26 protein-coding genes are annotated in these 22,919 nt (G+C 62.0%); 18 read left to right on the top strand and 8 right to left on the bottom strand.

The features are described 5' to 3' along the window. Nucleotides 1-125: 125 nt before the first annotated feature. The 10 genes from IP76_RS17935 to IP76_RS17890 all read left to right on the top strand — a co-directional run bounded on the left by IP76_RS17935 (nucleotide 126) and on the right by IP76_RS17890 (nucleotide 8,774). Complete coding sequence (locus IP76_RS17935) at nucleotides 126-2,522, top strand: putative monovalent cation/H+ antiporter subunit A (protein WP_054159602.1); 2,397 nt, start codon at nucleotides 126-128, stop codon at nucleotides 2,520-2,522. Beyond that, nucleotides 2,519-2,938, top strand: a complete 420-nt coding sequence (locus tag IP76_RS17930; RefSeq protein ID WP_054159601.1) for a Na+/H+ antiporter subunit B — start codon at nucleotides 2,519-2,521, stop codon at nucleotides 2,936-2,938. Before IP76_RS17935 ends, IP76_RS17930 begins: the two co-directional genes overlap by 4 nt. After that, complete coding sequence (locus IP76_RS17925; protein WP_054159600.1) at nucleotides 2,938-3,315, top strand: Na+/H+ antiporter subunit C; 378 nt, start codon at nucleotides 2,938-2,940, stop codon at nucleotides 3,313-3,315. Before IP76_RS17930 ends, IP76_RS17925 begins: the two co-directional genes overlap by 1 nt. Before the next feature lie 241 nt (nucleotides 3,316-3,556). Then, entirely contained in the window at nucleotides 3,557-5,128 is a 1,572-nt protein-coding gene (locus IP76_RS17920; RefSeq protein WP_054159599.1) for a Na+/H+ antiporter subunit D, read from the top strand. Beyond that, nucleotides 5,125-5,601 (top strand): Na+/H+ antiporter subunit E, encoded by a 477-nt coding sequence (locus tag IP76_RS17915; protein WP_054159598.1) that lies wholly within the window; start codon nucleotides 5,125-5,127, stop codon nucleotides 5,599-5,601. The genes IP76_RS17920 and IP76_RS17915 overlap by 4 nt, the downstream gene beginning before the upstream one ends. Beyond that, on the top strand, nucleotides 5,598-6,017 hold the full coding sequence (locus IP76_RS17910; protein ID WP_054159597.1) for a cation:proton antiporter: 420 nt from the start codon (nucleotides 5,598-5,600) through the stop codon (nucleotides 6,015-6,017). The genes IP76_RS17915 and IP76_RS17910 overlap by 4 nt, the downstream gene beginning before the upstream one ends. A 2-nt stretch (nucleotides 6,018-6,019) precedes the next feature. Next, nucleotides 6,020-6,346 (top strand): monovalent cation/H(+) antiporter subunit G, encoded by a 327-nt coding sequence (mnhG, locus tag IP76_RS17905; protein WP_054159596.1) that lies wholly within the window; start codon nucleotides 6,020-6,022, stop codon nucleotides 6,344-6,346. A 398-nt stretch (nucleotides 6,347-6,744) separates the two neighbouring features. Further along, nucleotides 6,745-7,173, top strand: coding sequence for a MucR family transcriptional regulator (locus IP76_RS17900; RefSeq protein WP_054159621.1), 429 nt, complete (start codon nucleotides 6,745-6,747; stop codon nucleotides 7,171-7,173). Between the two features lie 214 nt (nucleotides 7,174-7,387). Further along, nucleotides 7,388-7,810, top strand: a complete 423-nt coding sequence (locus IP76_RS17895) for a helix-turn-helix domain-containing protein (protein ID WP_054159595.1) — start codon at nucleotides 7,388-7,390, stop codon at nucleotides 7,808-7,810. 13 nt (nucleotides 7,811-7,823) lie between these two features. Continuing rightward, nucleotides 7,824-8,774: a DUF6456 domain-containing protein gene (locus IP76_RS17890; protein ID WP_054159594.1), complete on the top strand. Its 951-nt coding sequence runs from the start codon at nucleotides 7,824-7,826 to the stop codon at nucleotides 8,772-8,774. A gap of 3 nt (nucleotides 8,775-8,777) precedes the next feature. On the opposite strand, the gene IP76_RS17885 is transcribed toward IP76_RS17890, so the two are convergent. Together IP76_RS17885 and IP76_RS23360 are read right to left on the bottom strand one after the other, a co-directional pair. After that, entirely contained in the window at nucleotides 8,778-9,194 is a 417-nt protein-coding gene (locus IP76_RS17885; protein WP_054159593.1) for a SufE family protein, read from the bottom strand. Nucleotides 9,195-9,644: 450 nt separating this feature from the next. Next, nucleotides 9,645-10,112 (bottom strand): hypothetical protein, encoded by a 468-nt coding sequence (locus IP76_RS23360; protein WP_197278377.1) that lies wholly within the window; start codon nucleotides 10,110-10,112, stop codon nucleotides 9,645-9,647. 71 nt (nucleotides 10,113-10,183) lie between these two features. On the opposite strand from IP76_RS23360, the gene IP76_RS17875 reads away from it, so the two are divergent. Both IP76_RS17875 and IP76_RS17870 read left to right on the top strand, forming a co-directional pair. After that, nucleotides 10,184-10,471 (top strand): hypothetical protein, encoded by a 288-nt coding sequence (locus IP76_RS17875; protein WP_054159591.1) that lies wholly within the window; start codon nucleotides 10,184-10,186, stop codon nucleotides 10,469-10,471. A 262-nt stretch (nucleotides 10,472-10,733) separates the two neighbouring features. Continuing rightward, nucleotides 10,734-11,378, top strand: a complete 645-nt coding sequence (locus tag IP76_RS17870) for a hypothetical protein (RefSeq protein ID WP_054159590.1) — start codon at nucleotides 10,734-10,736, stop codon at nucleotides 11,376-11,378. A 193-nt stretch (nucleotides 11,379-11,571) separates the two neighbouring features. Here the strand turns inward: IP76_RS17870 and IP76_RS17865 are convergent, their stop codons facing one another. Together IP76_RS17865 and IP76_RS17860 are read right to left on the bottom strand one after the other, a co-directional pair. Then, complete coding sequence (locus IP76_RS17865; RefSeq protein ID WP_054159589.1) at nucleotides 11,572-11,922, bottom strand: hypothetical protein; 351 nt, start codon at nucleotides 11,920-11,922, stop codon at nucleotides 11,572-11,574. A gap of 659 nt (nucleotides 11,923-12,581) precedes the next feature. After that, nucleotides 12,582-13,475, bottom strand: coding sequence for a LysR family transcriptional regulator (locus IP76_RS17860; RefSeq protein WP_054159588.1), 894 nt, complete (start codon nucleotides 13,473-13,475; stop codon nucleotides 12,582-12,584). A 106-nt stretch (nucleotides 13,476-13,581) separates the two neighbouring features. On the opposite strand from IP76_RS17860, the gene IP76_RS17855 reads away from it, so the two are divergent. Then, nucleotides 13,582-14,190 carry a short chain dehydrogenase gene (locus tag IP76_RS17855; RefSeq protein ID WP_054159620.1) on the top strand — a complete coding sequence of 203 codons (609 nt, stop codon included), beginning with the start codon at nucleotides 13,582-13,584 and terminating at the stop codon, nucleotides 14,188-14,190. 253 nt (nucleotides 14,191-14,443) lie between these two features. Here IP76_RS17855 and IP76_RS17850 read toward each other — a convergent pair whose 3' ends face one another. Next, nucleotides 14,444-14,932: a DUF5330 domain-containing protein gene (locus tag IP76_RS17850; protein ID WP_054159587.1), complete on the bottom strand. Its 489-nt coding sequence runs from the start codon at nucleotides 14,930-14,932 to the stop codon at nucleotides 14,444-14,446. Between the two features lie 459 nt (nucleotides 14,933-15,391). Between IP76_RS17850 and IP76_RS17845 the strand changes: the two genes are divergently transcribed. The 3 genes from IP76_RS17845 (at nucleotide 15,392) to IP76_RS17835 (ending at nucleotide 19,606) form a co-directional block, all read left to right on the top strand. After that, the gene (locus tag IP76_RS17845) at nucleotides 15,392-16,939 is read left to right on the top strand and encodes a HAMP domain-containing sensor histidine kinase (protein ID WP_054159619.1); all 1,548 of its coding nucleotides are present in this window, start codon (nucleotides 15,392-15,394) and stop codon (nucleotides 16,937-16,939) included. Beyond that, nucleotides 16,911-17,975, top strand: coding sequence for a peptidoglycan-binding domain-containing protein (locus IP76_RS17840; protein ID WP_054159586.1), 1,065 nt, complete (start codon nucleotides 16,911-16,913; stop codon nucleotides 17,973-17,975). Before IP76_RS17845 ends, IP76_RS17840 begins: the two co-directional genes overlap by 29 nt. A gap of 134 nt (nucleotides 17,976-18,109) precedes the next feature. Beyond that, on the top strand, nucleotides 18,110-19,606 hold the full coding sequence (locus tag IP76_RS17835; protein WP_082352596.1) for a methyl-accepting chemotaxis protein: 1,497 nt from the start codon (nucleotides 18,110-18,112) through the stop codon (nucleotides 19,604-19,606). 221 nt (nucleotides 19,607-19,827) lie between these two features. Here IP76_RS17835 and IP76_RS17830 read toward each other — a convergent pair whose 3' ends face one another. Both IP76_RS17830 and IP76_RS17825 read right to left on the bottom strand, forming a co-directional pair. Beyond that, nucleotides 19,828-20,319 (bottom strand): type II toxin-antitoxin system YhaV family toxin, encoded by a 492-nt coding sequence (locus IP76_RS17830; RefSeq protein ID WP_054159585.1) that lies wholly within the window; start codon nucleotides 20,317-20,319, stop codon nucleotides 19,828-19,830. Beyond that, nucleotides 20,312-20,632 (bottom strand): type II toxin-antitoxin system PrlF family antitoxin, encoded by a 321-nt coding sequence (locus IP76_RS17825; RefSeq protein WP_054159584.1) that lies wholly within the window; start codon nucleotides 20,630-20,632, stop codon nucleotides 20,312-20,314. Before IP76_RS17825 ends, IP76_RS17830 begins: the two co-directional genes overlap by 8 nt. 136 nt (nucleotides 20,633-20,768) lie before the next feature. Here IP76_RS17825 and IP76_RS17820 point away from each other — a divergent pair, with 136 nt between their 5' ends. Further along, nucleotides 20,769-21,116 carry a DUF1491 family protein gene (locus IP76_RS17820; RefSeq protein ID WP_054159583.1) on the top strand — a complete coding sequence of 116 codons (348 nt, stop codon included), beginning with the start codon at nucleotides 20,769-20,771 and terminating at the stop codon, nucleotides 21,114-21,116. A gap of 15 nt (nucleotides 21,117-21,131) precedes the next feature. On the opposite strand, the gene IP76_RS17815 is transcribed toward IP76_RS17820, so the two are convergent. Further along, nucleotides 21,132-22,334, bottom strand: a complete 1,203-nt coding sequence (locus tag IP76_RS17815; protein ID WP_245281502.1) for a DUF2336 domain-containing protein — start codon at nucleotides 22,332-22,334, stop codon at nucleotides 21,132-21,134. 335 nt (nucleotides 22,335-22,669) lie between these two features. On the opposite strand from IP76_RS17815, the gene IP76_RS17810 reads away from it, so the two are divergent. Continuing rightward, nucleotides 22,670-22,885, top strand: coding sequence for a hypothetical protein (locus tag IP76_RS17810; protein ID WP_054159582.1), 216 nt, complete (start codon nucleotides 22,670-22,672; stop codon nucleotides 22,883-22,885). The last annotated feature ends 34 nt before the right edge of the window (nucleotides 22,886-22,919 follow it).

The raw sequence follows: 22,919 nt of genomic DNA, 5'->3' as shown, positions 1-22,919 counted from the left end.
ACGCGTCCGTGAACTGCTTTTTGTTCGTTTTTGCTTGAGGCGACGCATCCCATGTCCTAACACCGACCCACCTTGTGTCACCATCGAGTATCACCACCGATCGCATGATCCGACGGGGAGGTTGAATGCCTGTATTAGCGAGCGATCTGACCTGGGTCGCCATGGTGCTGCCCTTTGCTGCAGCCCTGCTTGCACCCTGGTTGACCCGTCGCATGGGCGCCAATGCCGCCTGGCTTCTGGCGCTCGCCCCCTTGCTCGCCTTCCTCCATTTCGCCGGTCTCTTGCCCGAGATTGCGGCTGGCGGCCGCGTCACCGGCGGTTATGCCTGGGTGCCAAGCCTCAATCTCTCCTTCTCCTGGCTGCTCGATGGCCTGTCGCTCACCTTCGCGCTGTTGATCACCGGCATCGGCACGCTGATCGTGCTTTATGCCGGCGGTTACATGAAGGGCCATCCTGAGCAGGGGCGTTTCATCGCCTATATCCTGCTCTTCATGGGTGCCATGCTCGGCGTCGTCGTCTCCGATGGCCTGTTGATGCTCTTCGTCTTCTGGGAGCTCACCTCGATCACCTCCTTCCTCTTGATCGGGTTTGACCACAGTCGCGAAGCCGCGCGTCGTGCCGCCCTGCAGGCGCTGGTGGTCACCGGCGGCGGCGGTCTGATCCTGCTTGCCGGCATCTTCTTCCTGTGGAACATCACCGGCGTCAGCCAGCTGTCGCTGCTGCTCCTCACCGGCGATACCCTGCGCGAAAGCCCGTTTTATCTGGCAGCGCTCTTCCTCGTGCTCGGCGGCGCCTTCACCAAGTCGGCCCAGTTCCCCTTCCATTTCTGGCTGCCCAACGCCATGGAAGCGCCAACGCCCGTCTCCGCCTATCTGCATTCCGCCACCATGGTCAAAGCCGGCGTCTATCTGCTGATGCGGCTCAATCCGGTGATGGGCGCGACACCCGCCTGGGAAATCCTGCTGCCCTTCTTCGGCGGTTTGACGCTGCTTGTCGGCGCGGTCATGGCGGTCCGCCAGACAGATCTGAAGCTGATGCTTGCCTATACCACGGTCGCCTCGCTTGGCCTCCTCGTCATGCTGACCGGCTTCGATACGCCCTACGCGGTCGAGGCGGCGGTCCTCTATCTCGTTGCCCATTCGCTGTTCAAGGGCGCGCTCTTCATGGTCGCCGGTGCCATCGATCATGAAACCGGCACCCGCGACGTAACCCGGCTCGGCGGTCTCAGAAAGCTGATGCCGATCACCTTTGCCGCAGCCCTGTTGGCCGGCATTTCCATGGCTGGCCTGCCGCCGCTCTTCGGCTTCCTTGCCAAGGAAGAGATCTATGCAGCGCTTGCCGGTTCAAGCCCCCGCGCCATCCTCTTCAGCAGCATTGCCGTCATCGGCAATGCGTTGATGTTCGTCATCGCCTTTGCCGTGGGTCTGAAGCCCTTCATCGGGGCGCAGGCAAAGACGCCGAAACACGCCCATGAGGGCCCGGTGCTTCTCTGGCTCGGCCCCTTGACGCTCGCCGTCCTGTCGCTCGCCGCAGCACTGTTCTCGTCCGTCGGCCATCGCTTCATCTCGTCCCCCATGGCAAGCGTCGTGCATGGCGAGCCGCAAGTCGTCACAATCAGCCTCATCCCGCATCTCGGCGCGGCGCTCGCCTTGTCGGTGCTGACGGTCATCCTCGGCACCGTTCTCTATCTCGGCCTCGACCGGCTGCGCGCGACCATTGATCGTTTCGTCACCGCGCTTGGATTGAGCCCCGATCGCGGCTTCGATCATGCCGTCTCCGGCCTCGTTCGCCTGTCGGTCGCCGTCACCCGTTTCGTCCAGAACGGCCGGCTGGAAGTCTACATCACCTCCACCTTCATCCTTGTCGCCGCCGTGCTTCTGGTCACGCCCGTCGTTTATGGCGAACTGCCGGCCATGCCGTCCTGGCCGAAAAATGCCTCGCTGCACGAACTGGCCATGCTCACGATTGCCGTCATCGGTGTCGTCGCGGTCCTGACTGCCCGCGACCGGCTGACGGCCATCGTCTGCCTCGGCATCCAGGGTTTCGCCATGGCCGTGCTCTTCCTGCTCTATGGCGCGCCGGATCTCTCCTTCACCCAGTTCATGGTCGAAACCCTGTCGGTCGTCATCCTGGCCCTGGTCATGACGCGCCTGCGGCTGACGCTTGCCGATCACCGCCCGCCCATCGCCGCCATCCTTGACGGCGTGCTGGCCATCGCCTGCGGCCTCGGCTTTGCGGTCATGCTGGTCGCTGTCACATCAGGCCCCTTCGATCCGACGCTCACCGCCTTCTTCTCGGAATATTCCAAGGTCATCGCCCACGGCGCCAATGTCGTGAACGTCATCATTGTCGATTTCCGCGGCGTGGATACGCTCGGCGAAATCGGCGTGGTGATGATCACGGGCCTGTCGATCCTGGCGCTGATCCGCATCCGCGTCGCGCCGCCGTCACCCGCTGGCGCATCCCTGGGCGAAGCCGCGCCGTTCAACGCGCCGTCGAAGAAGAAGGGCAAGGCCCGATGAACACCCTGATCTTCCGCAGTTTTGCGCCGTTTCTCACGGCCCTGATGCTGCTCTTTTCGATCTTCGTGCTGTTGCGCGGCCATAACGAACCCGGCGGCGGCTTCATCGGCGGGCTGATCGCAGCCTCCGCCTTTGCCATTTACGGCATCGCCTTCGGGGTCCGGGCCGTCCGCCGCGCGCTGTATGTCCACCCCATGTCGATTGCCGGCTGCGGGCTTTTGATCTCCACGCTGTCGGGCTTCATCTCCGCCCCGCTGGGTTATCCCTTCATGACCGGTATCTGGGTCTATCCGACGCTCTTCGGCGTTGAAGTGCCGCTCGCCACCGTCGTCTCCTTCGATGTCGGGGTCTATCTCGTCGTGCTCGGCTCGTTCACCTCGATCGCGCTCGCGCTCGAAGAAAGGGATGACGCCTGATGGAACCGATCTTCGCCCTCGTCGTCGGCATCTTCTTTGCGGCCGCCATCTATCTCATGCTGTCGAAAAAGGTGATCCGCATCCTGCTCGGCGTGGTCCTGCTCGGCAATGCGGTCAACATGCTGATCTTCACCAGCGGCCGGCTGACGGCCGAAATCCCGCCGATCATCCCCGCCGGTGCCGATACCCTGGCCTCGACCGCCGCCAATCCGCTGCCGCAGGCCCTGATCCTCACGGCCATCGTCATCTCCTTTTCCTTCTTCTGCTTCCTGCTGGTCCTGACCTGGCGCGCCTATCAGGACCTCGGCACCGACGACAGCGACGAAATGCGCGTCGCCGAACCGGCAGACGAACCGCTGCCGCCGATGGGGTACTGAGCATGATCCTTGCTTCGTCTTGCCCTGATGCTTGGGCTGGCCAGCTCTTGCCGGGGCCCACCCCCCTCTGCCCTGCCGGGCATCTCCCCCACACGGGGGGAGAGCGGATTGTGGCGGATGCCGAGATCAGCGGCCACTCTCCCCCCTTGTGGGGGAGATGTCACGGAGTGACAGAGGGGGGTTACCACACCCGCCGCGCCCCCACGCTCACCCGACCCGCACACCAGGGAGGTCGTGCCTGATGGCTGCACCCGCCACCACATCAGTCGATTTCACCGCAGCGCTTGTCACCGCCCCGGCAACGGCCGCCGATTGGCTGGCCATCATGCCGGTCGGGCTCTGCATTGCCGCCGGCGCCATTCTGATGATGATTCGCCACCGGATGAACTGGCATCCGCCGGTCGCGATATCAGCCCTTGCCCTTCTGGTGCTGAACAATCTGGCTCTGCTCATCAAGGTCGGCACGGATGGGCCGCTCACGATGATGATGGGCCGCTGGCTGCCACCCTTCGGCATCGCCATCACGGTGGATTTGACCGGTGCGCTCTTTGCGCTCGCGGCGGCCATCGTCGCCCTGGCTTGCACGCTCTATGCCCATGTGGAGATAGACCGCAGCGGCCGCCGCTATGGGTTTTATCCGCTTCTGATGATGCTGATGGCCGGCGTCTCCGGTGCGTTTCTCACCGGCGATATCTTCAATCTCTATGTCTGGTTCGAGGTCCTGCTGATCTCGTCTTTCGGCTTGCTCATCCTCGGCTCGGAGCGCGAGCAGATCGACGGCGCGCTGAAATATGCGGTGCTGAACCTGATTGCGACGACGCTCTTCCTGATCGCGGTCGCCTATCTCTATGGCATCTTCGGCACGCTCAATATGGCCGATATCGCCCGCAAGGCATCAACCTATGCCGAGACCGCGCCGCTGGTCACGCTGTCGGCGCTGTTCGTGCTCGCCTTCTCGATGAAGGCGGCAGCCTTCCCGGTCAATTTCTGGCTGCCGGCCTCCTATCACACGCCCCGCATCGTGGTGTCGGCGCTGTTTGCCGGCCTGCTCACCAAAGTCGGCGTCTATGCGCTGCTGCGCGTCATGGTCATGCTGCTGCCGGTCGAGCGCGAAACGCTGAGCTTTGCCATTGCCGTCACCGCCGGCCTCACCCTGATCCTCGGGGCCATGGGGGCGCTGGCCCAGAATGACATCCGCCGTATGCTCGGCTTCGTCGTGATTGCCGGCATCGGCAATATGATGGTCGGCATCGCCATTGGCGGCGAAATGGCGGTGGGAGCGGCGATCTTCTACGCCCTGCATTCGATCCTTCTGATGACCGCGCTCTATCTCGTCGCCGGCGAGGTTGCCCGCATCGGCGGCAGCTTCCGGCTCGATCGGGTCGCAGGCCTCTGGACGGCGGCCCCGCTGTTTTCAGCAGTGGCGCTCGGCCTCTTCTTCGCCGCAAGCGGCCTGCCGCCCTTTTCCGGCTTCTGGCCGAAGGCGCTGCTGGTCAAGGCGGCCATCGATATCGGCGCCTGGTGGCTGGCAGCCTGCGTGCTGATCTCCGGCTTTCTCACCACGCTTGCCTTCGGTCGCGTGTTCCTCTTCGCCTTCTGGCGCCCGTCGGCGGGTGAGGGTGCAGCAACGCTGCCACCAACCGATGCCTCTCAGACCAGCTGGCGCATGGCGCCCATCCTGCTCCTATCCGCCTTCGTCATCTGGTTCGGCCTCTTTCCCGAAAGCCTGATTGCCGCCACCCAGCAGGCGGCGGCCGGTCTGTCGGATCCGACGGCCTATATCCGCTCCGTCTTTCCGGGAGGTGCGCCATGAGCCTTTATGCCCTCAGCGTTCTGATGGCGGTGATCTGGGCCGTGGTCAGCGGCGGCTTCAGCCTGCACAATCTGCTTTTCGGCTTCGTGCTCTCGCTCCTGACACTCAGCATCCTGCGCAGTCAGTTCGAAGGGGCAGGCCGCCCCGGCCGCACGCGCCGTATCCTGTCCTTGATCCTGCTCTTCCTCGTCGAGCTGGCCAAATCCGCCTGGAAGGTCGCACTCCTCGTGCTCCGGCCCAATCTCGAGATCAAGCCCGGCATCTTTGCCTATCCGCTGCAGGTGAAGACCGATTTCGAAATCGCGCTTCTCGCCAATCTCATCACGCTCACGCCGGGAACCCTGTCGGTCGATGTCTCCGAAGATCGCTCGACGCTTTATGTGCACGGCATTGATTGCGGTGATGTCGAAGGCGCGCGGCGCGATATTGCCGAAGGTTTCGAGAAGAAGATCATGGAGGCCTTCGCAAGATGACACCGGATCGGATCATTGATTTCGCAAGCAACTTCGCCATCCTCATCCTTGTGGTGGCCATGCTGCTCACCGTCTGGCGCGCCGTGGTCGGCCCGACGCTGCCCGATCGCGTGGTTGCCCTCGACATGCTGGTCGGCATCGTCATCGGCTTCATCGCCGTGATCGCGCTGAAGACCGGCTATACGCTCTATATCGATATCGCCATTTCGCTGGGCCTGGTCGGCTTCCTCGCCACGGTTGCCTTTGCCCGCTTCATCCTGGCCCGTGGCCGGGTGGGCGAAGACCAGCCGGGCAGGGCCGAATCGGCGGCCAGCAGCCAGATCCTGAAGCGTGAAGCGTCAAAATCCGTGTCGAAGCAGAAATCCGGCGGCAAGACCGGCAAGCCAGCCGGCAAGACAGCCGGCAAGGGGGCATAACCATGGCCACACTCTTTGCGCTGTTTCTCTCGGTCTTGATCATCGGCGGTGCGCTCTTCTCGCTGATCGCCGCCATCGGCGTCAACCGCCTGCCGGATGTCTATAGCCGCATGCATGCCGCCTCCAAGGCCGGCACGGTCGGCTCCGGCCTGCTGCTGCTCGCCGTTGGCCTGCATGCCGGCGATATCGCGACCTTCGGGCGGGCGTTTGCCGGCATTGTCTTCTTCATCCTCACGGCCCCGATTGCCGCCCATCTCCTCGCCCGCGCCGCCCACAAGGTCGGCTATCCACTATCGTCCGTGTCGGTTTGCGACGAGATGACCAAGTAATGGGCAGCTTTCACCGGTGACTTGAATTGACCTGAGAAGCGAAGAGTTTCTTCGATCTAGAGAAGTGAAGCTTACTCACACTTATTTTTGCACCTGTTAAAACTTGCAGATCATTACAGTGGACTTTTACATCAGGGGTGATATTCCAGGAATGAGAGTGCTTTCCGCTGCTTCGCAAGATTGAGTGGTCATGTATTTGGTATCAATGTTTCATTGAATACCGATAAGACCTGTCGGTTTTGCTGGAATAAGGCCCTAGAAATGGGGGGTGGCTGAAGGCGAATGCATTCTGAACATAAGCTATGTTCTTCATATTCTGGCGATGCTGTCGGATATGCAGAACCTCATATCATGAACAGGCTGCGGCGGTGCCTGTAATGGTTGAACAGGAGATTGAAATGAGTGAAGTACAACAGGGTCTCGACCCGCAATTGCTGGTCGAACTCACGGCGGATATCGTGGCTGCCTATATCGGCAACCATGTTGTTCAGGTCGGCGATCTGCCGACGCTGATTGGTGATATCCACCAGGCCCTCAGCAACACGACTTCGCCAACCCCGGTTGTCGTGCCGGTGGAAAAGCCGAAGCCGCCAGTGCCGATCCGCAAGTCGATCGAGGACGACTATCTGATCTGCCTGGAAGACGGTCAGAAATTCAAGTCGCTGAAGCGGCACCTGATGACCCATTACAACATGACTCCGGACGAATACCGCGAGAAATGGGGTCTGCCGGCCGACTACCCGATGGTTGCCCCGGCCTATGCCGAAGCGCGTTCGCGCCTCGCCAAGGAAATGGGCCTCGGCCAGCGCCGCAAGCGCGCCAAGTAAGTCATCCATCCAGATTTCGCATGGAAGAGGCCGGGTTTCACACCCGGCCTTTTTCGTGTCCGCAGCATAGGATTATTTCCCTGAGCGCGGACCCGCATTGGGAGGGGATGACTTCTTGCACCCCATTCACCCGTGATCCCCTGCGAATTGAGGGTTTCCAGCCCTCCGACTTCTGTTATCGTGTAGGAAGAAAATCCTATATCGCGAGGTCGCCATGCAGACTGCCACATCCCCCCGCTATACGCTCCGGCCCATCGCTCCCCCAACCCCCACGGACGCCCCGGGCTCCAGCACACCACAAACGCCGCCGCCCTCCCTTGAGCATCGCCTGCTCTGCATGATCCTCCGCCAACTGACCCAGGAATTGCTGGAGGCCATCGGCATCGAGGCCGAGGGCGGCAATCGGCGACGCGCAACGAGCCATGTCCGCCAGATCGCCATGTATGTCTGCCACACCGCCTTTGCGCTTTCCATGGAGGAGGTGGCGGCCGCCTTCGGGCGCGAGCGCTCCACGGTCGGCCATGCCTGCCGCATGGTCGAACACCGCCGCGAAGATCCCGGCTACGACGCCTTCGTCGCGACCGTTGAGCGTATGGCAAGCGCTGTCCACCTGCTCGTTCCCCGCACTGCCGCTTGAAAGAGGTGCCTGCATGACCCTGACCATTCAGAAGACATCCAGAGGAAAAGCCACAGGGACCGCAACGCTGAAGGGGAAAGCGCTGCCTCGCGACCAGAAGCCGACCCGCCGCCTGCTGCGGCTGCTGCTCGACGGCCCGCTCACGGTAATGGGCCGGGCCAATGCGGAGGCAAGAACCGGCGAGGGCGCCAAAGCCGCCGCACCTGTCGCCATGCTCCGCCTCGGCCGTGCCCCTTCGATCGGCACCATGACCGATCTCACCGTCGATGCCGGCCTGCTTGCCGGCCTTGCCGCGCGCGGCCTGATTGCCCGGACCGGTTCCACCATTGCCGCCACCCCTGAGACGGCCTCCTATCTGCGCCGCGCGCTCTGCGATCTGCCGGAGGACAGTTTCGCCGCCCAGCATCGGCAGATGGAAACTGTCACCGAAGCCACGCCCGAAGGCCGGCGCGTGCTGCGCCGCAATCGCCAGGAATCGCCGCTCTATCCGCTGTTGAAACTGAAGGAAAAGGACGGCCGCGCCTTTCTGCCGGAAGAGGCGGTGCTCGCCGGCGACCGGCTGGCGGCCGATTTCGAGTATGGCGGCCTACAGCCCCGCATCACCGCGTCCTGGGAGCCAAGGCTTGCCACACGCGTCAAGGGCCAGGCGCCGGATGGGCCTGATCTCGCCGACAGCCGGCTGGCCGCGCGTGCCCGCCTCAACCGCGCCATCGCCGCCATGGGCCCGGAACTGGCCGGCGTCGCCCTTGATGTCTGCTGCTTCGGCAAGGGCCTGGAAGTCGTGGAGCGCGAGCGCCAATGGCCGGCCCGCTCGGCCAAGCTCATGCTGCGCACCGCGCTGCTCGCACTCGCCCGCCACTATGCCCCGCCGCAAAAGCCCACCCGCACCCGCCACTGGGGCGAGGAGGGCTATCGCCCCGATATCGCCGAGGACGCCTCTGCCCCGGCGGGCGGCTGCGGCTAACCCTCAAATCAGCCGCCGCGCCGCCTCTTCGCGAATCCGCTGGATCATCGAGCGCAGCCCATTGGCGCGCTGCGCCGTCAGATGTTCGAGAAGCCCGATCTGGCTGAACAGGTCGAGCGCATCGAAAGCGACAACCTCGGAGGCCTTTTTGCCGGAATAGGCTTGAAGCACGATGGCGACCAGCCCGCGCACGATAAACGCATCGCTGTCACCCCGAAACGTCATCACCGGATCGACCCCGTCACCGGCCTCGACCGACAGCCAGACCTGGCTCGCACAGCCCTGCACCTTGTTCTCAGCACGCTTCTCTGCCTCCGGCAGATCAGGCAAAGCCTTGCCAAGCTCGATGACATACCGCATCCGGTCCTCCCAATCCTCGAGGAACCCGAAATCATCAATCATCGCATCCAAAGTCGCCATGCCACACCCATTCTGTCTGTCGGACCTCATATAGAGGAGCGGGGGAGGCTTGTGTACCGGGTGGGAGCGAGGAAATCGGGGAGGGGACGACCGCGTATGCGCTCACTGCAGCGGGGAGACGCTCAGAAACAGAACCACCACGAGAAAGCCAGCGGTTGCGTTGTGCGATAAATCCCGCCAAAATAGAAACACCAGGTGGGGGCTCGCCCGACCTGGTGTTTTAATCTTCTGTCGACGGCGCTTAGCAAAAGCCAGTGGGGCCAGTTCGACTGCTGTGATCGGTTATGTGTCGCCGCGATGGCTGAGAGTCAAGTTCCGTACGCATATGACGCCGCTACAGTCGCTGCGCTCAGGGCAGCGCTGTCCGAGCCGAGATTCAAAACCTACCTGGCAAAGGCGCACAACAACGAGGCCTTCGCCTTGTATCTTTACAATGCGAGACTCGCGAAGTCATTTCTCTTTCCGCTCGGTGTTGCCGAGGCGCCACTGCGACGCCCGTCCCCGATTGATCAGAACGCTTGCGACAGCGCCACTCACCGCGCCGATGATGAAAAACAGCAGAAGTATAGAGGCGAGGCCCGCTTCAAGCCCGTCCGACTGCCCCACGCTCAGTGATGCCAAGGCGGCAAACGCAAACGCCACGCCCCAGGCCGGCAACATCGACTCCAAGCGCCACCAGAAGCAGAGCAAAAGGAAACCGACCGTGTAAGGGAACAAGGCGAAGGCCAGGAATAAACTCCAACTCCAACCATGCACAATGAACCCGTCTCCCCAAATGCGCGCTATGCGCGAATTCTGGATTTGTGGCAACCATCCGTGACCAAATGATGTAGAGCTTCGGTCGTTTTGGAGACAAGATTGTTTTGGATACGGGGAGATGGCGGCGTGTGTTTTGCGCCAATTGCGGTCATCGGACAATGTCGTGCAGCTTGTCGTTCTCGGCACACTCGCTTAGCTTAACGGTTTGGACATCTTTGCGGAAAGAAAATATGAAGCTATCACGTGAAGACGTGTGTAGGATTTTCGACGACGTCTTGGAGCGTCGAATGACACGCGACGCCGCCGACCGCTGGGCTTTTGAGATGCTTCAGCTCCGCGAAGTTGGCTCGTTGATGTTCGTTCCAGCGGCCGACACTGAGGTCATATGGGGCGGCATAATGTTCCTGTATGGCGTCGACCTCGGGGAATCACCAGGAAGGTATCTCCACACCGACTCCGACATTCGGGATGCCATGTTGACGCTTCAAACAAACGGTACGCCACCAATGGCGGCTTAGGGCCAAAGGCAGACATCACCGAAACGCAATACAACGTCACCAACCCCTGGTGTGCGTCCCAAAGCCGCCTTCCCCAACACCCCAAAAAAATGTCGCGAGGATCACTCCTTACGGCCCGGTAGACATCGATAACAGTTTGGCAGAGGCAAACAGGCAGCCGCAGCAAGGGCTGCTGCAAGAGGGGTGGACGTGACGCCAAGTGCGGACATCAGGCCATCCCAAGCGAGTCCTCCACAGTCTTGTGAACCATCAAAAGGTCACCATGCGTAAACAACCAGTCGTCTTCTCGCTCAAAGAGAGTTTGAGGTCGCTCAATATTGAATTCCTCCAGTTTGGCACGCCGCTCCTGCAAATCGCAGAGAGGCTTGGGCCACCGAGGCGGTGGATAACCAATGCGTATGACCAGCCGGTGCCGTTGTATTGGCGCTATCCTGGCGGTCTCGAATTATCCTTCGAACCAGAGCCGCCCTATGGGTTGGACGCCTACAAGCTTTGTACCGTGGGTGCCCATAAGGGGAGGATGACAAATTTTAGTCGCTACGTTCGCATGCGCAACGATTTCCCGATGATCGGGACCTCGGTTTCGGGCTACCTGCGGAGTGGTTTATGGGATCCGCAAAAGGTGATGGTCGGCATCTGCGCCGAACCCAGTTATCCGGTTCTCGATATCTCCATGGGACATCTACGGATCCCTTTCCTGATGGATAATGAGAACCAGGAGGCACTCGAAGATCAAATTTCCGACTGCGGCGATGATCTAAGACGAAGAATTGCCTTGCTTGAACCTGCATGTGACTTCTTCGGAGCCTATTTCTCAACGGATGACCTCGACTCTCAACGTTTCCCAAGCGATGGCTGGACGACGATCAGCGGTGAAGAATATCTTCGCCAGCTCGACTGCGGATAACAAGCGTCCGCTCCGGGCCAGGATGCGACGTCACCATCGCTGGACATGGGCGACATCTCATTCGACTAGGCAATTCAGTTGCTTAGGTGCATCGAGCATTTCCAGCCGAAGCGTGATCGCTTCGGCGTCGGACAATGCGGTCAAAACAAGGGCCTAGCGCGTTTATGGTGATCCCGCGATCACCGGAAATGCTCTAGTCGAAGCCTATCTCCTGAAAGAACGTCCAGATGCTGATAACGGCGTCGGCGCATTCTGACGTGCTGTGGAGAGTCAGCAGGATGGGATTTTCAGCCGGGTCGTCTAAAGCGATCTTGGCGAAGATCACTCGGCTATCGTCCTCGTTGGTTCCTACCTCCACGTCCGGTCGGGGCACCGAAGAAAGAGCCCGGATAAGCCGCGAGGAATCCTCAAACTGTTCTTTCATGGATGCCGGATTGGCGAATGGCCGATCCGTCAGAAAGGCGTACCTCTCCCAGTCCTCAGCACGAGCCGCAGCCATAATCTCGGCTATCCGTTGTTTTTCGTTCGAACTTGGCTTGCCCATGTTGCCTCCTCGTCTGTTTACCCTCGGAATTCACTGGTCGAATGCAGCCTCGCGTTCCCATCCTCAGAACGCTGCGCGCGTTTCTCATCCCGCTCGGGCAATGCCGATGAACGTCTGGCGCATCCAGGCAGGCCGCAACTTTGATCAAACCGCACGGTCTCGTGCCAGATGAAGCGGTACAGTCCTGTTCGCGTCCATGTCTACAGCCAGTGAAGCATTGTCGTCGACAAAACGCCTCGCCTCTTTGAGTGTCGTCGGATACTGCAGGCCAAGCCGATAGTAAGGAAAGCCATTCGAGATCAGGAATGCCGCGACCGCCCAACGTTTCTTGTCACCGGCTGAGGGTGGACGAAAATCTGAGCCAGTCCGGTAGGTGAGCCCCGCGCAGCGTGGGCAGACTTTCTGCGTCGCATCCGCTCTCCGCTTGAAAACCCGCTGGCAGTCGAGACAAGCATATTTGGTGAGTGAGCGCGTCATGTGATGTCAGCAAAGTTGGAAGGTCTATTCGGTGTTGCGGCACGAGCGGTCGTTTTGCAATCGTGAACTGGCGACTGCAAGAGGGTAGCGTCACGCGTCAAACCATGTTCGCCGTAACGACGCTTCCAGCCCCCACCGCTCCCCGCCCAACCCCGCACCGCCCATCCGACCGCCCGCATCCATCACGACGCCCCCTCTTTCCCCACATGCGCAAGCAGATGCGCAATGAAACCCGTGAGCTTTGGCAGCGGGCGCCGGTCTTGTCGGCGCACGATATGCACCATTCGCGGTTCGGGCACGTAATCTTGAAGCACGGACACCAGCCTGCCGGCCTTGAGATCCTCGGCCACCAGAACGTGCGGCTGGAGCAACAATCCCGCCCCCGCAAGGGCTGCCATGCGCAGCGCGTTGCCATCATTGCATTGGAAGACGGGGGAGATGGTGATCGGCACCTCATCCGCGCCTTTCAGTGTCCAGGCGCCATGCCGGCTCCAGACGCTATGCGAAAGACAGTGATGCGCGCTGAGATCCTGCGCCGTCTCCGGATAGCCATGGCGGGCGAGGTAGTCAGGCGATCCGCAGATCACCATGCGATACGGTGTCAAAGCTTTTGCGATGAGATCGCTATCGCCCAGTTCGCCAATGCGGATCGCCATGTCAAATCCCTCGTCGATCAGATCGACAATGCGATTGCTGAGTTCCAGTTCGACATGCACGAGCGGATACTGCTGCTGGAATGTCGCGACCAAGGGCGCGATGACGCAGGCGCCAAAGGTGATCGGAGCACTGATCCGCAAGGTGCCGGAGGGCGATGCGCGCAGCCGTTCCAGCGATGTCTCGGCCACGCGCACATATTCCAGCGCCCGTTTGGCATCCTCGTAAAACACACGACCGGCATCCGTCAGCCCCTGGCGTCGTGTGGTGCGCTCCAGCAGGCGCGCGCCCAGGCGATCTTCGAGATGGCGCACATATTTGCCAACCATCACCGCCGACATATCAAGCCGCCGTGCCGCCTCGGTGAAGTTGCCGCCATCCACAACGGCCACGAAGGTCTCCATGGCGCGCAGCTTATCCATATTCCTAACCATCGGTTCGCAAACAACGAATGCAAGCCATGTTTATCGCCTTCAGAGTTCGTTTAACAGTGGCGCCGTTCAGATCCGAATGTACAAGGAGTCATCAATGAAGATCGTTCTTATCGGCGCCAGTGGCGATGTCGGCCGCGCCGTCTTGCAAGACCTTAGCCAGGATGGCAGGCACGAAGTGATCCGCGTCGGGCGCAGCCAGGGGGACTATCAGGCGGATATCGCCAGTGATGACAGTGTCGCTGCGCTGTTTGAAAAAACCGGACCGGTCGACGCCATCATCGTCACTGCCGGCAATGTCATCCTGGCGCCGATCGAAAAGATGACAGCCGCAGACTTCGCCACAGGCCTGCAGGATAAATTGCTGGGTCAGGTGCGCGTCGCCTTGATCGGCCAGCATTCCCTCAATGACCGGGGCTCGATCACGCTGACTTCAGGCATCGCCGCGGACGAGCCGATTGCCCAAGGCGCCCACGCCACAACGTCGAACGCCGCGATTGAAGGTTTTGTCAGGGCTGCCGCCTGCGATTTTTCGCGAGGCATCCGCATCAATGCCGTCAGCCCGACGGTCCTGACGGAATCGATCGAGCGCTTCGGCCCCTTCTTCCCCGGTTATGACAGCGTGCCGGGCGCGCGTGTCGCCATGGCCTATCGGCGCAGCATCGAAGGCGTGCAGACCGGTCGGGTCTACCGGGTTGGTCATTGAAAGAAAGGGAACGCGGCAGTCAGGGGTCGCCGATCGTCGGCCCTGTCGCTGTGATCCCCACCGACAAAAAAATAGCCGCGAGGATTGCTCCTCGCGGCCCGGCATGTGCCGATCAGCAGTTTGGTACAGGCAGACAGGCATCCGGCTATGGCCAGCCGGATGCAAGCTCGGGGGAAGGGCGGGAGCGCCCTTCGAAATTCTCTTTATGGCCGCTCTGAAGTCAGGGGCCGGTGTGTCAGGTTCAGGGCTCCGTTCAGGGCGTCTGGCTCGGCTTGCGATAGGGTTGCGGCAGGTTGCGCGGTCGGGCGCTCGGCACCACGGTGCCGGTGGTGATCGGCTCTTCGAATTCAGCGGCAGCCACCGCCGGCGTCACCTTCGGCTTGACGATCTCGATGCTGCCGTTGGTGCGGGCAGGGGCGCGTACCGGAGCGGCGTCTGCTGTCGCGCTCTCGCTCTCTTCCGTGTCGGTGAACTGCTTGTCGAGGATCTGATAGGCAACCAGCGCGCCTTCGCGGGCCCGCTGGCCGATCGCCTGGAAGGTTTCCATGCCCTTTTCGCAGACCTCGGGCCGCTCGACGCAGAGCGAGGCGACATACTCATAGGCGCCGGTAGCCGCGGTAAACGCATCGCCGATTTCCAGCCGCGAACCGCCGTCTGCTTCCTCATGCGGCGGCGCTGCCAGGAACGAGAGCGCCACCAGCGTCACCGTGCAATAGAACGTTCCCTTGATCAGAAACCACATGTCGTCACCAATACCCTGTTTTCCGGTCTGTTCCGGATGGCGTCGGGTTTGCCCCGAACTTGTGCCCTTTACCTAAGCCCTGATTCGCGAAGATCGATTTTCAAAAGACGGTCGGATTCGAAGCGAATTTGATTAAAATGCAAACTGTCGCTCAACCTCTGCGCGACAAGGCACCAATCTGCCGCCGGCGATTAAGCATATTTGTGGCAGAGGTCAGGAAATCCACCGCTTTCCTGCGGCGTCTCCTCGGTCAAATATTAACGCGACCGCTAAAATTCTAGGAAAATCAGCAGTTACGCCCCGTTAACCATAAACCGCAAAGGCCCTTTTCGCTGTCCCGAATCGGGTCAGATGCCCCCCAACCGCCGGTTTCCGGGGCCTCGCCTTATCTATTCTTTAAGCGCGCCGGCGCTATCTTCGGCTGTGAAATGTGAAGTGAACCGGTCGCGGAATCCTGGCGTGGTTGTATTGCGTAAGATGTCGGATGAGATGGCTGCCCTGCTGGACGGGATTGCAGCACGCTGCCTGCCGCGTCAGGCCGCCGGCCGCTCCATGGACCAGGCCGAGATCGTCATCCTGCGTCGCCTGACGCTCGGCTTCCTGCCGGCCGTGGTCTTTGTGCCGGCTCTCTTCTCTTCCGTCTTCGGCCTCGCGGCCGGTCTTCCCCTCGGTGTCGGCCTCGCTTCGGCTCTCTTCATGCTCGCCTGCGTCGCGCTTGTCGCCGGACGCCGCCTCACAGCCCCGGAAAAGCCAGCGGGTGAACCGGACATGCCCAATCCCTTCCATGGATATGAAGCCTGCCCGGGCCTCTTCCTGACGCTCGACCACACCGGCATGGTGCGCGCCGCCGGCGGCCGGGATCGCGAGATCTATCTGGCCTTCCTGCGCGAGCCGCTGTTGCGCCCCTTCGTCGAACATGTCCATGTTTCGGATCGCCTTGCCTTTGCCCAGAGCCTTGATGCCCTGCGCCAGGGGGCGGATGCCGTCGTCATCGATCTGCGTCTCGATCGTCCGGTGCTCGGCCTGACCCAGACCCAGTTCCTCAATGTCCGCATGGACATGACGGCAATCCGCCGCGACGATGGCACGCTCCAGGCCGTCCAGGCGCAGATCCTCGACATCGAGAGCGAGTTGAAGATGCGCGATGCCATGCGCCAAAAGGAGCATGAGGCGATCGATGCGCATGAGACCAAGAGCCGGTTTCTCGCCGCCGTCAGCCATGAGTTGCGCACGCCGCTCAATGCCATTCTCGGCTTTTCCGACATTCTCGCCGGCGAATATTTCGGCAAGCTCGAAACCGATCGCCAGCGCGAATATGTCCAGCTGATCCGCCAGTCCGGCGCCCATCTTCTGTCGGTGGTCAACACCATGCTCGACATGTCGAAGATCGAGGCCGGCCGCTACGAACTCCAGCTCGAGCGCTTCGAGGTCGATGGCGCCGTCATCGCCTGCGAACGCATGCTATCGCTGCAGGCCGCCGAAAAGGGCGTCAAGCTCACCAGCCGCCTGTCGCGTGGTCTGGGCGATATTGTCGCCGACGAGCGGGCGCTGCGCCAGATCCTGATCAACCTCGTCGGCAATGCCATCAAGTTCACCGAGGAAGGCGGCGTCGTCACCATCGATGCCACCCGCCAGGGCGCCAATGTCGTGCTGTCTGTCAGCGATACCGGCATCGGCATCCCGGCTGACAAGATAGCCATGCTCGGTCGTCCCTTCACGCAAATTCAGAATGATCTCAACCGAAACTATGAGGGTTCCGGTCTCGGCCTTTCGCTGGTAAAGGGACTGACGGCCCTGCATGGTGGAACCTTCTCCATCGCCAGCCGCCCCGGGGAAGGCACGGTCGCCACGATCGTCCTGCCGCTCGATGGCTCTGGCGCCGTGCAGCTGTCCGGTGAAGACGAGACCATGGTCGAGTTCCCGCCGCGCCTGGCCAAGACTGACATGATGGGAGCCCAGAGCGGGAAAACGGACGGGAATGACGAAGCGAAAGCGAAAATCGCCTGAGAAGACGCCGGCCAGGAGCCGGCTTCTCGGCCTCGTTTTGGCCGCCGGCGGCGCGCTTTGGCGTCTTGCCCTTCGTTATCCGCGTCTCGTTGGCGGCGTCGCCACCTTCGGCGTCGTCTTCGGCACGGTCGCCGCCAATGCCCTGTGGTATCAGCCCGGCCAGCATCCGTCGCCCTTCCTGCGCACCCGTGACGCCGGCGATTTCACCGCCCTTGCCGGTGCCCAGAAAAGCACGCTGCTCACCGAACATGACCCGGCCAATGTCACCACCTTCCGCATCGAGCGTGAAGGCGAGGGGGCCGAAGCACTGCCAGCCGCAGCCGATCAGACGGCGGAAGTGATCCGTCGCGTCCAGGCGGCCCTCATCGCACGCGGCCTTTATGATGGCGAGCCGGACGGCGTGATCGGCCCGCGCACCGAAACCGCCATTGCGCTCTTCCAGAAATCCGCCGGCATGGAGGCAAACGGCCTCGTCAGCCCGGAACTGATGGCAGCGCTGGAACTCGAAACCGGCTTTACCGCCGCAGTCCCCGCCCAGCGTCCGTCCGATCTCACCGGTCTTGAAGCCGACACGGATCCGGTGGCCGCCGCCATCCGCAAGGCGCAGACGACAATCGTCACCAACCCGCCGCGCCGCCCCGTCACCGCCGAGCCCAAGTCCGCCGCTGAGCCCAGGTCCGCCGCCGAGCCAAAGCCCGCCGCCGCCGTGCAGCCGGCCGCAGTGACAGCACCGGCCGAAACCAAACCGTCGACAGCCCTGGTTGCCGCGCCCGTGCCGCCGCGTGCCGTCACGGGGGAGGCATCGGCCCCCGCCCAGACGCCGCCGATCAGCCAGGCCAGTTACGATCCGGGCCTCGTCATGGAAATCCAGCGCGGCCTGTCCAACATGGCCTATAAGGATGTCACCATCGATGGCATGCCGGGCGAGGAAACGCGCACCGCCATCCGCCGTTTCGAGCGCCACTACCAGCTGCCGATCACCGGCGAACCCAGCCAGGCCGTGCTCAAGAAGCTCCGCGACATCGGCGCCTTGTGACCTCCGGTTTACTGTTTTTTAGCTTTGCATAATAAATGCTTCTTTAAGCATGCACGCCTACCATCCCCGTTTGGGTAATGCCGAAGCGCGACTCTAGGGTCCTATTGTCGCGACTTGGCATCAGGAGGATGCTCATGAACGTCGCCTTGCATCATGTGGCGGATGACCGGGATCGGGGCCATGACCCGCTGGCGCCGCAAGTCCCGGATCACACGGTTGAATGGTCCCCGGTGCCATTGGAAGTTGATGCTGCCGCGCTGCGCGACATTGTCCAGCGCCTGGCGAAGGAGGCCTCCAGCCTCGGCATCGATATTGTCGATATCGGCGGCGCGATCCAGGATGTGGCGCAGGTCTCGCGCAGCCATGCCAGCACGTTTGATGAAATCACCCGCACCGCAATCACCATTTCCGAAAACAACCGCACCGTGGCCGCGGCCCTGCGCGAGACGGATGAGACCGCAGGCGAAGCCCGCCGCATGTTGGGCGACAGCGCCACGCGCCTGACCGGCGCCGTCGGCAAGATCGATCACATGGTCTCGACATCGGAGGAAATCGGCACGGAGATCGGCACCTTTGCCCGCTCGCTGTCCGAGGTCGACAAGGTCGCCGAGGAGATCGGCACCATTGCCCGCCAGACCAATCTTCTCGCCCTCAATGCGGCGATCGAAGCGGCGCGGGCAGGGGAGGCCGGCAAGGGTTTTGCCGTCGTCGCAGCCGAAGTCCGGGCGCTGGCGCTGCAGACCTCGCAGGCCACCGGCGCCATCCAGCAGACGCTGAATGAGCTGCGCCAGAAGATCTCCCGCCTGACCGAAGCTGGCCGCGGAGCCACGGAAAGCGCCCGCGATGTGCGCCAGACCTCGCAGGCGATGAACCAGTCTTTCAGCGCCATGGAGCAGGTGATCACCCGCATCCTCGACAGCTCCTCGTCGATCTCCAGCACCACCGAGACGGTCGACCGCCAATGCGCGCAATTCGTCTTGACGCTGAATGCCATGTCCGGCGAAGTGCGCCAGTCCGATCACCAGCTGCAGGAAACGGCCGCCCGCATCGACAAGGTCGTCGGCCTCTCGGAAACGCTGGTCCAGCTGACCGCGAGCGCCGGCATCCGCACCGTCGACAGCGACTGGATCGACACTGCCGTCTCGGTCGCCGCCAGGATTTCCGAAACTTTCGAGCGCGCCGTCGAGACCGGCCGCATCCGCATGGCCGATCTCTTTGACCGCCAGTACCGCCCGATCCCGGGCACCGATCCGGTGCAGATGATGACTGGCTTCACCGATTTCACCGATCAGGTCCTGCCCGCCATTCTCGAACCTGTGGCCACCAGTTCCGACCGTATCGGCTTTTGCGCGGCGGTCGACAACAATGGCTACCTGCCGACCCATAACCGGAAATTCTCAAGTCCCCAGCGCCCCGGCGATACGGTGTGGAACACCGCCAACTGCCGCAATCGCCGCATCTTCAACGACCGCGTCGGCCTTGCCGCCGGCCGCTCCACCGCCCCCTTCCTCGTCCAGACCTACCGCCGCGACATGGGCGGCGGCAATTTCGTCCTGATGAAAGACATCTCCGCCCCCATCACCATCAACGGCCGCCACTGGGGCGGCCTGCGGCTGGCGGTGAAGGTGTGAGGGAGGATCGGCAACATTCCCCGCACCTGAGGTGCCTGCGATAGCAGGGCCGTTTTGACATCGCGGCGACGTGTAAGCGGGTCGATGAGATCGAGGTTGCCCATTACCGTGGGCAGGGAATGCCAGCATGAGCGTTCAACCCGTCAAGCTTCAGATGTGCTGGAGCATTTCCAGCCGAAGCGAGATCGCTTCGGCGTCGGACGATGTGGGAAATCACAATCCTAGGGCTTGCCGGTGGAGACGAGGTCTCCAGCCTTGTCTGTGGCCGTTCGGCTCGTTTCGACCAGCTGAGCCCAGTTGTCGGGTGGATTGCCGTCGTTCAGCATTTTTGAAAAGACCTTGTAGGCATCGGTCTTGCTGCCATAGGCCCGCTTGGTGTCGTCGTCATTGACCCATGCCAGCACGATCACCTTCTCTTTTTCGTGGTAGCGAAAAAAGAGGCGAAACTGCTGCAGATATTTGCCACGGAACCAGTGCTTGTAGCTGTCACCCAGCGTGTCGCCCTGCCGGAACTTGGCATCTGTCGGATCTGAAGGAATATCGATGAATGCCATTTTTCTCGTTGCGGCAAGACGCTTGAAAGCCTGTTTTTGCTTATAGTTTTCAGGGTCTGCCGCGCGCTGGTGCCGGACTTCGTCCATCAAGCTGCGCAATGCCGTGATGAAAAGTGGGTGCAGATAAATGGTCCATCCGTTTATCTTGACGTCAGTCATCGGAAAGAGGCGCGTCCATGTCGACGTCAGCGTCGCCCAGCAAGTCGTCGAGCTCGTCGAGCAGGGTCTGCTGAAGTGGTACGACATTGCCCTTGGCAATATCCTTTTCCAGAAACTGCAGGAAAGCGCCGATGGCCGGATCGACATGGCTTTTGTCGACTTTGGGCTCGATGATGACAGTGCCATCGGACATGCCTGTAAACGTGATGTGACCTTGTTCGACGCCCAGCATCTTGCGAATTGCAGAGGGAACAGTGGTCTGGCCACGCGCGGTGATCGTGGCATCCACGGAAAATGTCGGTTTTGCACCCATGTCGGATCTCCTAGATGATCTGTAGATAATGCATTTGCATTGTCCTGGCAACGGGCAATGCAAATGCATTGTCGGTGCGGTCGCGTCACCCCACACCCCACTTCCCCTCCCACCTGGCATGCCCTACAAAACCCGTATGCGCATCCGTTCCGATATCCTCGTCTCCGCTCTCACCCGCCGCGTCTTTTCCGATGGCGGATATGCTGCCGTCGTCCACAAGGGCGCGGAAGCCTCCGGCGCGATTTTCGTGCGCCAGCGGTTTCGCGATGGGTTGGAGACGCTATATGGCCCGGCACCCCAGGCGATGATTGAGACTGAGGCGCGTGACGACCGGTTGTTCGAGGAGCGGCTATCCCGCGCCGAACCGGAGGCGGTCGCTGATGTGATTGCGCGGGAAATGAAGTTCGACAGTGATCTCTGGCTGGTCGAAATCGAGGTCGATGCGATCGGCACTTATCTGGACCTGGCGCCCACCGCAAAGTGACGCGGCGCGAAGCCCTTAGCGCTTGCGGGCGCGCAGCACCTGGCGGCCATGGTCGTCGCCAACGGGGCGGCGATTGCCATGCGACGGGCCGTGGCCGGACAAGGATGCCGGCAGGCCGGCCTCGCCGGTGACGTTCCCGCCATTGGCCGCCACCCGCTCCGTTGCCGGAAAACGGTCGGCTGTGGCGAGCGGTTCGCCAAAGGTGTAGCGGTCGGCCCGAAGCCAGCTGTCGATGCGGGCCTCCGCCTGGCCGGGCTCGATATCGGCAATCAGCCGCACGGCGCGGCTATCCGCCCCGTTCGCCGCCCCGTCCTGCTGGCCATCGTCCCGTTTCGCCATGCGGGCAAGATGCGGATAAAGGGCCTTCAGAACGAACACGGCATCGGCCGTCTCCATGCCGACGCCGACCAGCGTGGTGGCGAGCTGACGGCCGGAAATGTCGATCAGGATGCGCTCGGCAAGCCAGCGACTGGACGAGAGCACATCGGCAAGCGTCGTGCAGAACAGCCCGCCTTCATGGCTGCGGGCAAAACGCACGAGAAGGGCGGCCTGCACCGCACCAATCGAAAAGCGGCCCAGCCGGTCTTGGCTCTCGGGCAGGTCGCGCCTGGCCAGCGTCTTGATCGTCTGGCGCAGCGCCTCTTCGCGCCCCAGCCGGTCGGTGTCGACAGACGCCTGCGCACCGTCCGGAGTGACAATCTCGGTCCGGCGAACGCCCGGCAGTGGTGCGGCGGCAGCGCGGCCGGCCGGTTCGGATGTCGTCGCCTGCGCCATCTCGGCTGCCGGCTGCTCGGGGCGCTTGCCCTCGCTGTGGCGAAGCCCGACCAGCGTGTCGATGACGGTCGGCGAGAGCTTGTCGCGCTTGACGATGGCGCGCGCATGGTCTGCCCCTTGCGTGCGGGCGATCATGATCAGCAGGTCATCGGAAAGGGCGGGCGAAGAGGCGAGGAAGGGCGCGGCAATTGCGATCGGCTGCGAGGCGATGAAGGCGGCAATGGAGAGCGGCAGATTGGGGCTTTGCGAAAGGGCCGCCACCGCGTCGCGCCGGGCCTCGAGCGAGGAGCCGGCAAACAGTGGCTGGAACAGCTCGGCAAATTGGCGAAGCTCGGATTTGGCCGGGTGGGAAAGCGCCTGAAAACTCGTGACCGTGGCCATGAGAACGACATCCTTGTTCCGCGCGCGGCTCGGCCGTTCCAGTTCCCTGAATTCTTCGCTCACGAGCCACGCACTCCAACGCAATACAGATACGCCTCACTTTAGAACGAAATTGTTAGCAGGCTGTTAACTAACCTATGGCTTCCTCGATCAAGGCGGATGGCCAGATCAGGCGATTCGCCACATAGTTCGGAAAATTCGGATATTCTTGATAGTGCATACCCCGTTTCACGGGCTGATCCATGAAACGGGAGCGTTTGAGAAAGGCGCAAGTGATCCCGGTCCGTGGCCATCCATCCGCGACATGAACCGGGCTGTGCCGGGCCCCTTGGGACAGGGGCAGGGTGAGATGAACCCCCTCATCCCTCTCGATCTTTCTTGATGAAAGGAGAACGAGCATGGCGGATATCATCAGGATCGCCGATCGGCGGTGCGAAACACGACGGTCTGCGTCCTCGGCAGGACCGGACACCGGTGCCAGGGCAAAGCCCAAGGCCGGTGCAAAGGCCAAGATCCTCCTCTTCACCGGCATTCGTTACGAGCGCTTGGGGGCTGAACCCGCCTGGACCCGCGTCGAATTGCCGACCTTGCCCGCCCTTCCGGCACCCGCCTGATGGATGCTTGAGACGGCACGCGAAAGTCCGGCTC

The sequence above is a fragment of the Rhizobium sp. AAP43 genome, from assembly GCF_001296045.1.
GTDB lineage: Bacteria > Pseudomonadota > Alphaproteobacteria > Rhizobiales > Rhizobiaceae > Allorhizobium.
This window is presented reverse-complemented; position numbering and strand designations above follow the sequence as displayed.

Coding starts and splice junctions, on each gene's coding strand:
- IP76_RS17935 (WP_054159602.1), top strand. CDS start 126: ATGCCTGTATTAGCGAGCGATCTGACCTGGGTCGCCATGGTGCTGCCC.
- IP76_RS17930 (WP_054159601.1), top strand. CDS start 2,519: ATGAACACCCTGATCTTCCGCAGTTTTGCGCCGTTTCTCACGGCCCTG.
- IP76_RS17925 (WP_054159600.1), top strand. CDS start 2,938: ATGGAACCGATCTTCGCCCTCGTCGTCGGCATCTTCTTTGCGGCCGCC.
- IP76_RS17920 (WP_054159599.1), top strand. CDS start 3,557: ATGGCTGCACCCGCCACCACATCAGTCGATTTCACCGCAGCGCTTGTC.
- IP76_RS17915 (WP_054159598.1), top strand. CDS start 5,125: ATGAGCCTTTATGCCCTCAGCGTTCTGATGGCGGTGATCTGGGCCGTG.
- IP76_RS17910 (WP_054159597.1), top strand. CDS start 5,598: ATGACACCGGATCGGATCATTGATTTCGCAAGCAACTTCGCCATCCTC.
- mnhG (WP_054159596.1), top strand. CDS start 6,020: ATGGCCACACTCTTTGCGCTGTTTCTCTCGGTCTTGATCATCGGCGGT.
- IP76_RS17900 (WP_054159621.1), top strand. CDS start 6,745: ATGAGTGAAGTACAACAGGGTCTCGACCCGCAATTGCTGGTCGAACTC.
- IP76_RS17895 (WP_054159595.1), top strand. CDS start 7,388: ATGCAGACTGCCACATCCCCCCGCTATACGCTCCGGCCCATCGCTCCC.
- IP76_RS17890 (WP_054159594.1), top strand. CDS start 7,824: ATGACCCTGACCATTCAGAAGACATCCAGAGGAAAAGCCACAGGGACC.
- IP76_RS17885 (WP_054159593.1), bottom strand. CDS start 9,194: ATGGCGACTTTGGATGCGATGATTGATGATTTCGGGTTCCTCGAGGAT.
- IP76_RS17875 (WP_054159591.1), top strand. CDS start 10,184: ATGAAGCTATCACGTGAAGACGTGTGTAGGATTTTCGACGACGTCTTG.
- IP76_RS17870 (WP_054159590.1), top strand. CDS start 10,734: ATGCGTAAACAACCAGTCGTCTTCTCGCTCAAAGAGAGTTTGAGGTCG.
- IP76_RS17865 (WP_054159589.1), bottom strand. CDS start 11,922: ATGGGCAAGCCAAGTTCGAACGAAAAACAACGGATAGCCGAGATTATG.
- IP76_RS17860 (WP_054159588.1), bottom strand. CDS start 13,475: ATGGATAAGCTGCGCGCCATGGAGACCTTCGTGGCCGTTGTGGATGGC.
- IP76_RS17855 (WP_054159620.1), top strand. CDS start 13,582: ATGAAGATCGTTCTTATCGGCGCCAGTGGCGATGTCGGCCGCGCCGTC.
- IP76_RS17850 (WP_054159587.1), bottom strand. CDS start 14,932: ATGTGGTTTCTGATCAAGGGAACGTTCTATTGCACGGTGACGCTGGTG.
- IP76_RS17840 (WP_054159586.1), top strand. CDS start 16,911: ATGACGAAGCGAAAGCGAAAATCGCCTGAGAAGACGCCGGCCAGGAGC.
- IP76_RS17835 (WP_082352596.1), top strand. CDS start 18,110: ATGAACGTCGCCTTGCATCATGTGGCGGATGACCGGGATCGGGGCCAT.
- IP76_RS17830 (WP_054159585.1), bottom strand. CDS start 20,319: ATGACTGACGTCAAGATAAACGGATGGACCATTTATCTGCACCCACTT.
- IP76_RS17825 (WP_054159584.1), bottom strand. CDS start 20,632: ATGGGTGCAAAACCGACATTTTCCGTGGATGCCACGATCACCGCGCGT.
- IP76_RS17820 (WP_054159583.1), top strand. CDS start 20,769: ATGCGCATCCGTTCCGATATCCTCGTCTCCGCTCTCACCCGCCGCGTC.
- IP76_RS17810 (WP_054159582.1), top strand. CDS start 22,670: ATGGCGGATATCATCAGGATCGCCGATCGGCGGTGCGAAACACGACGG.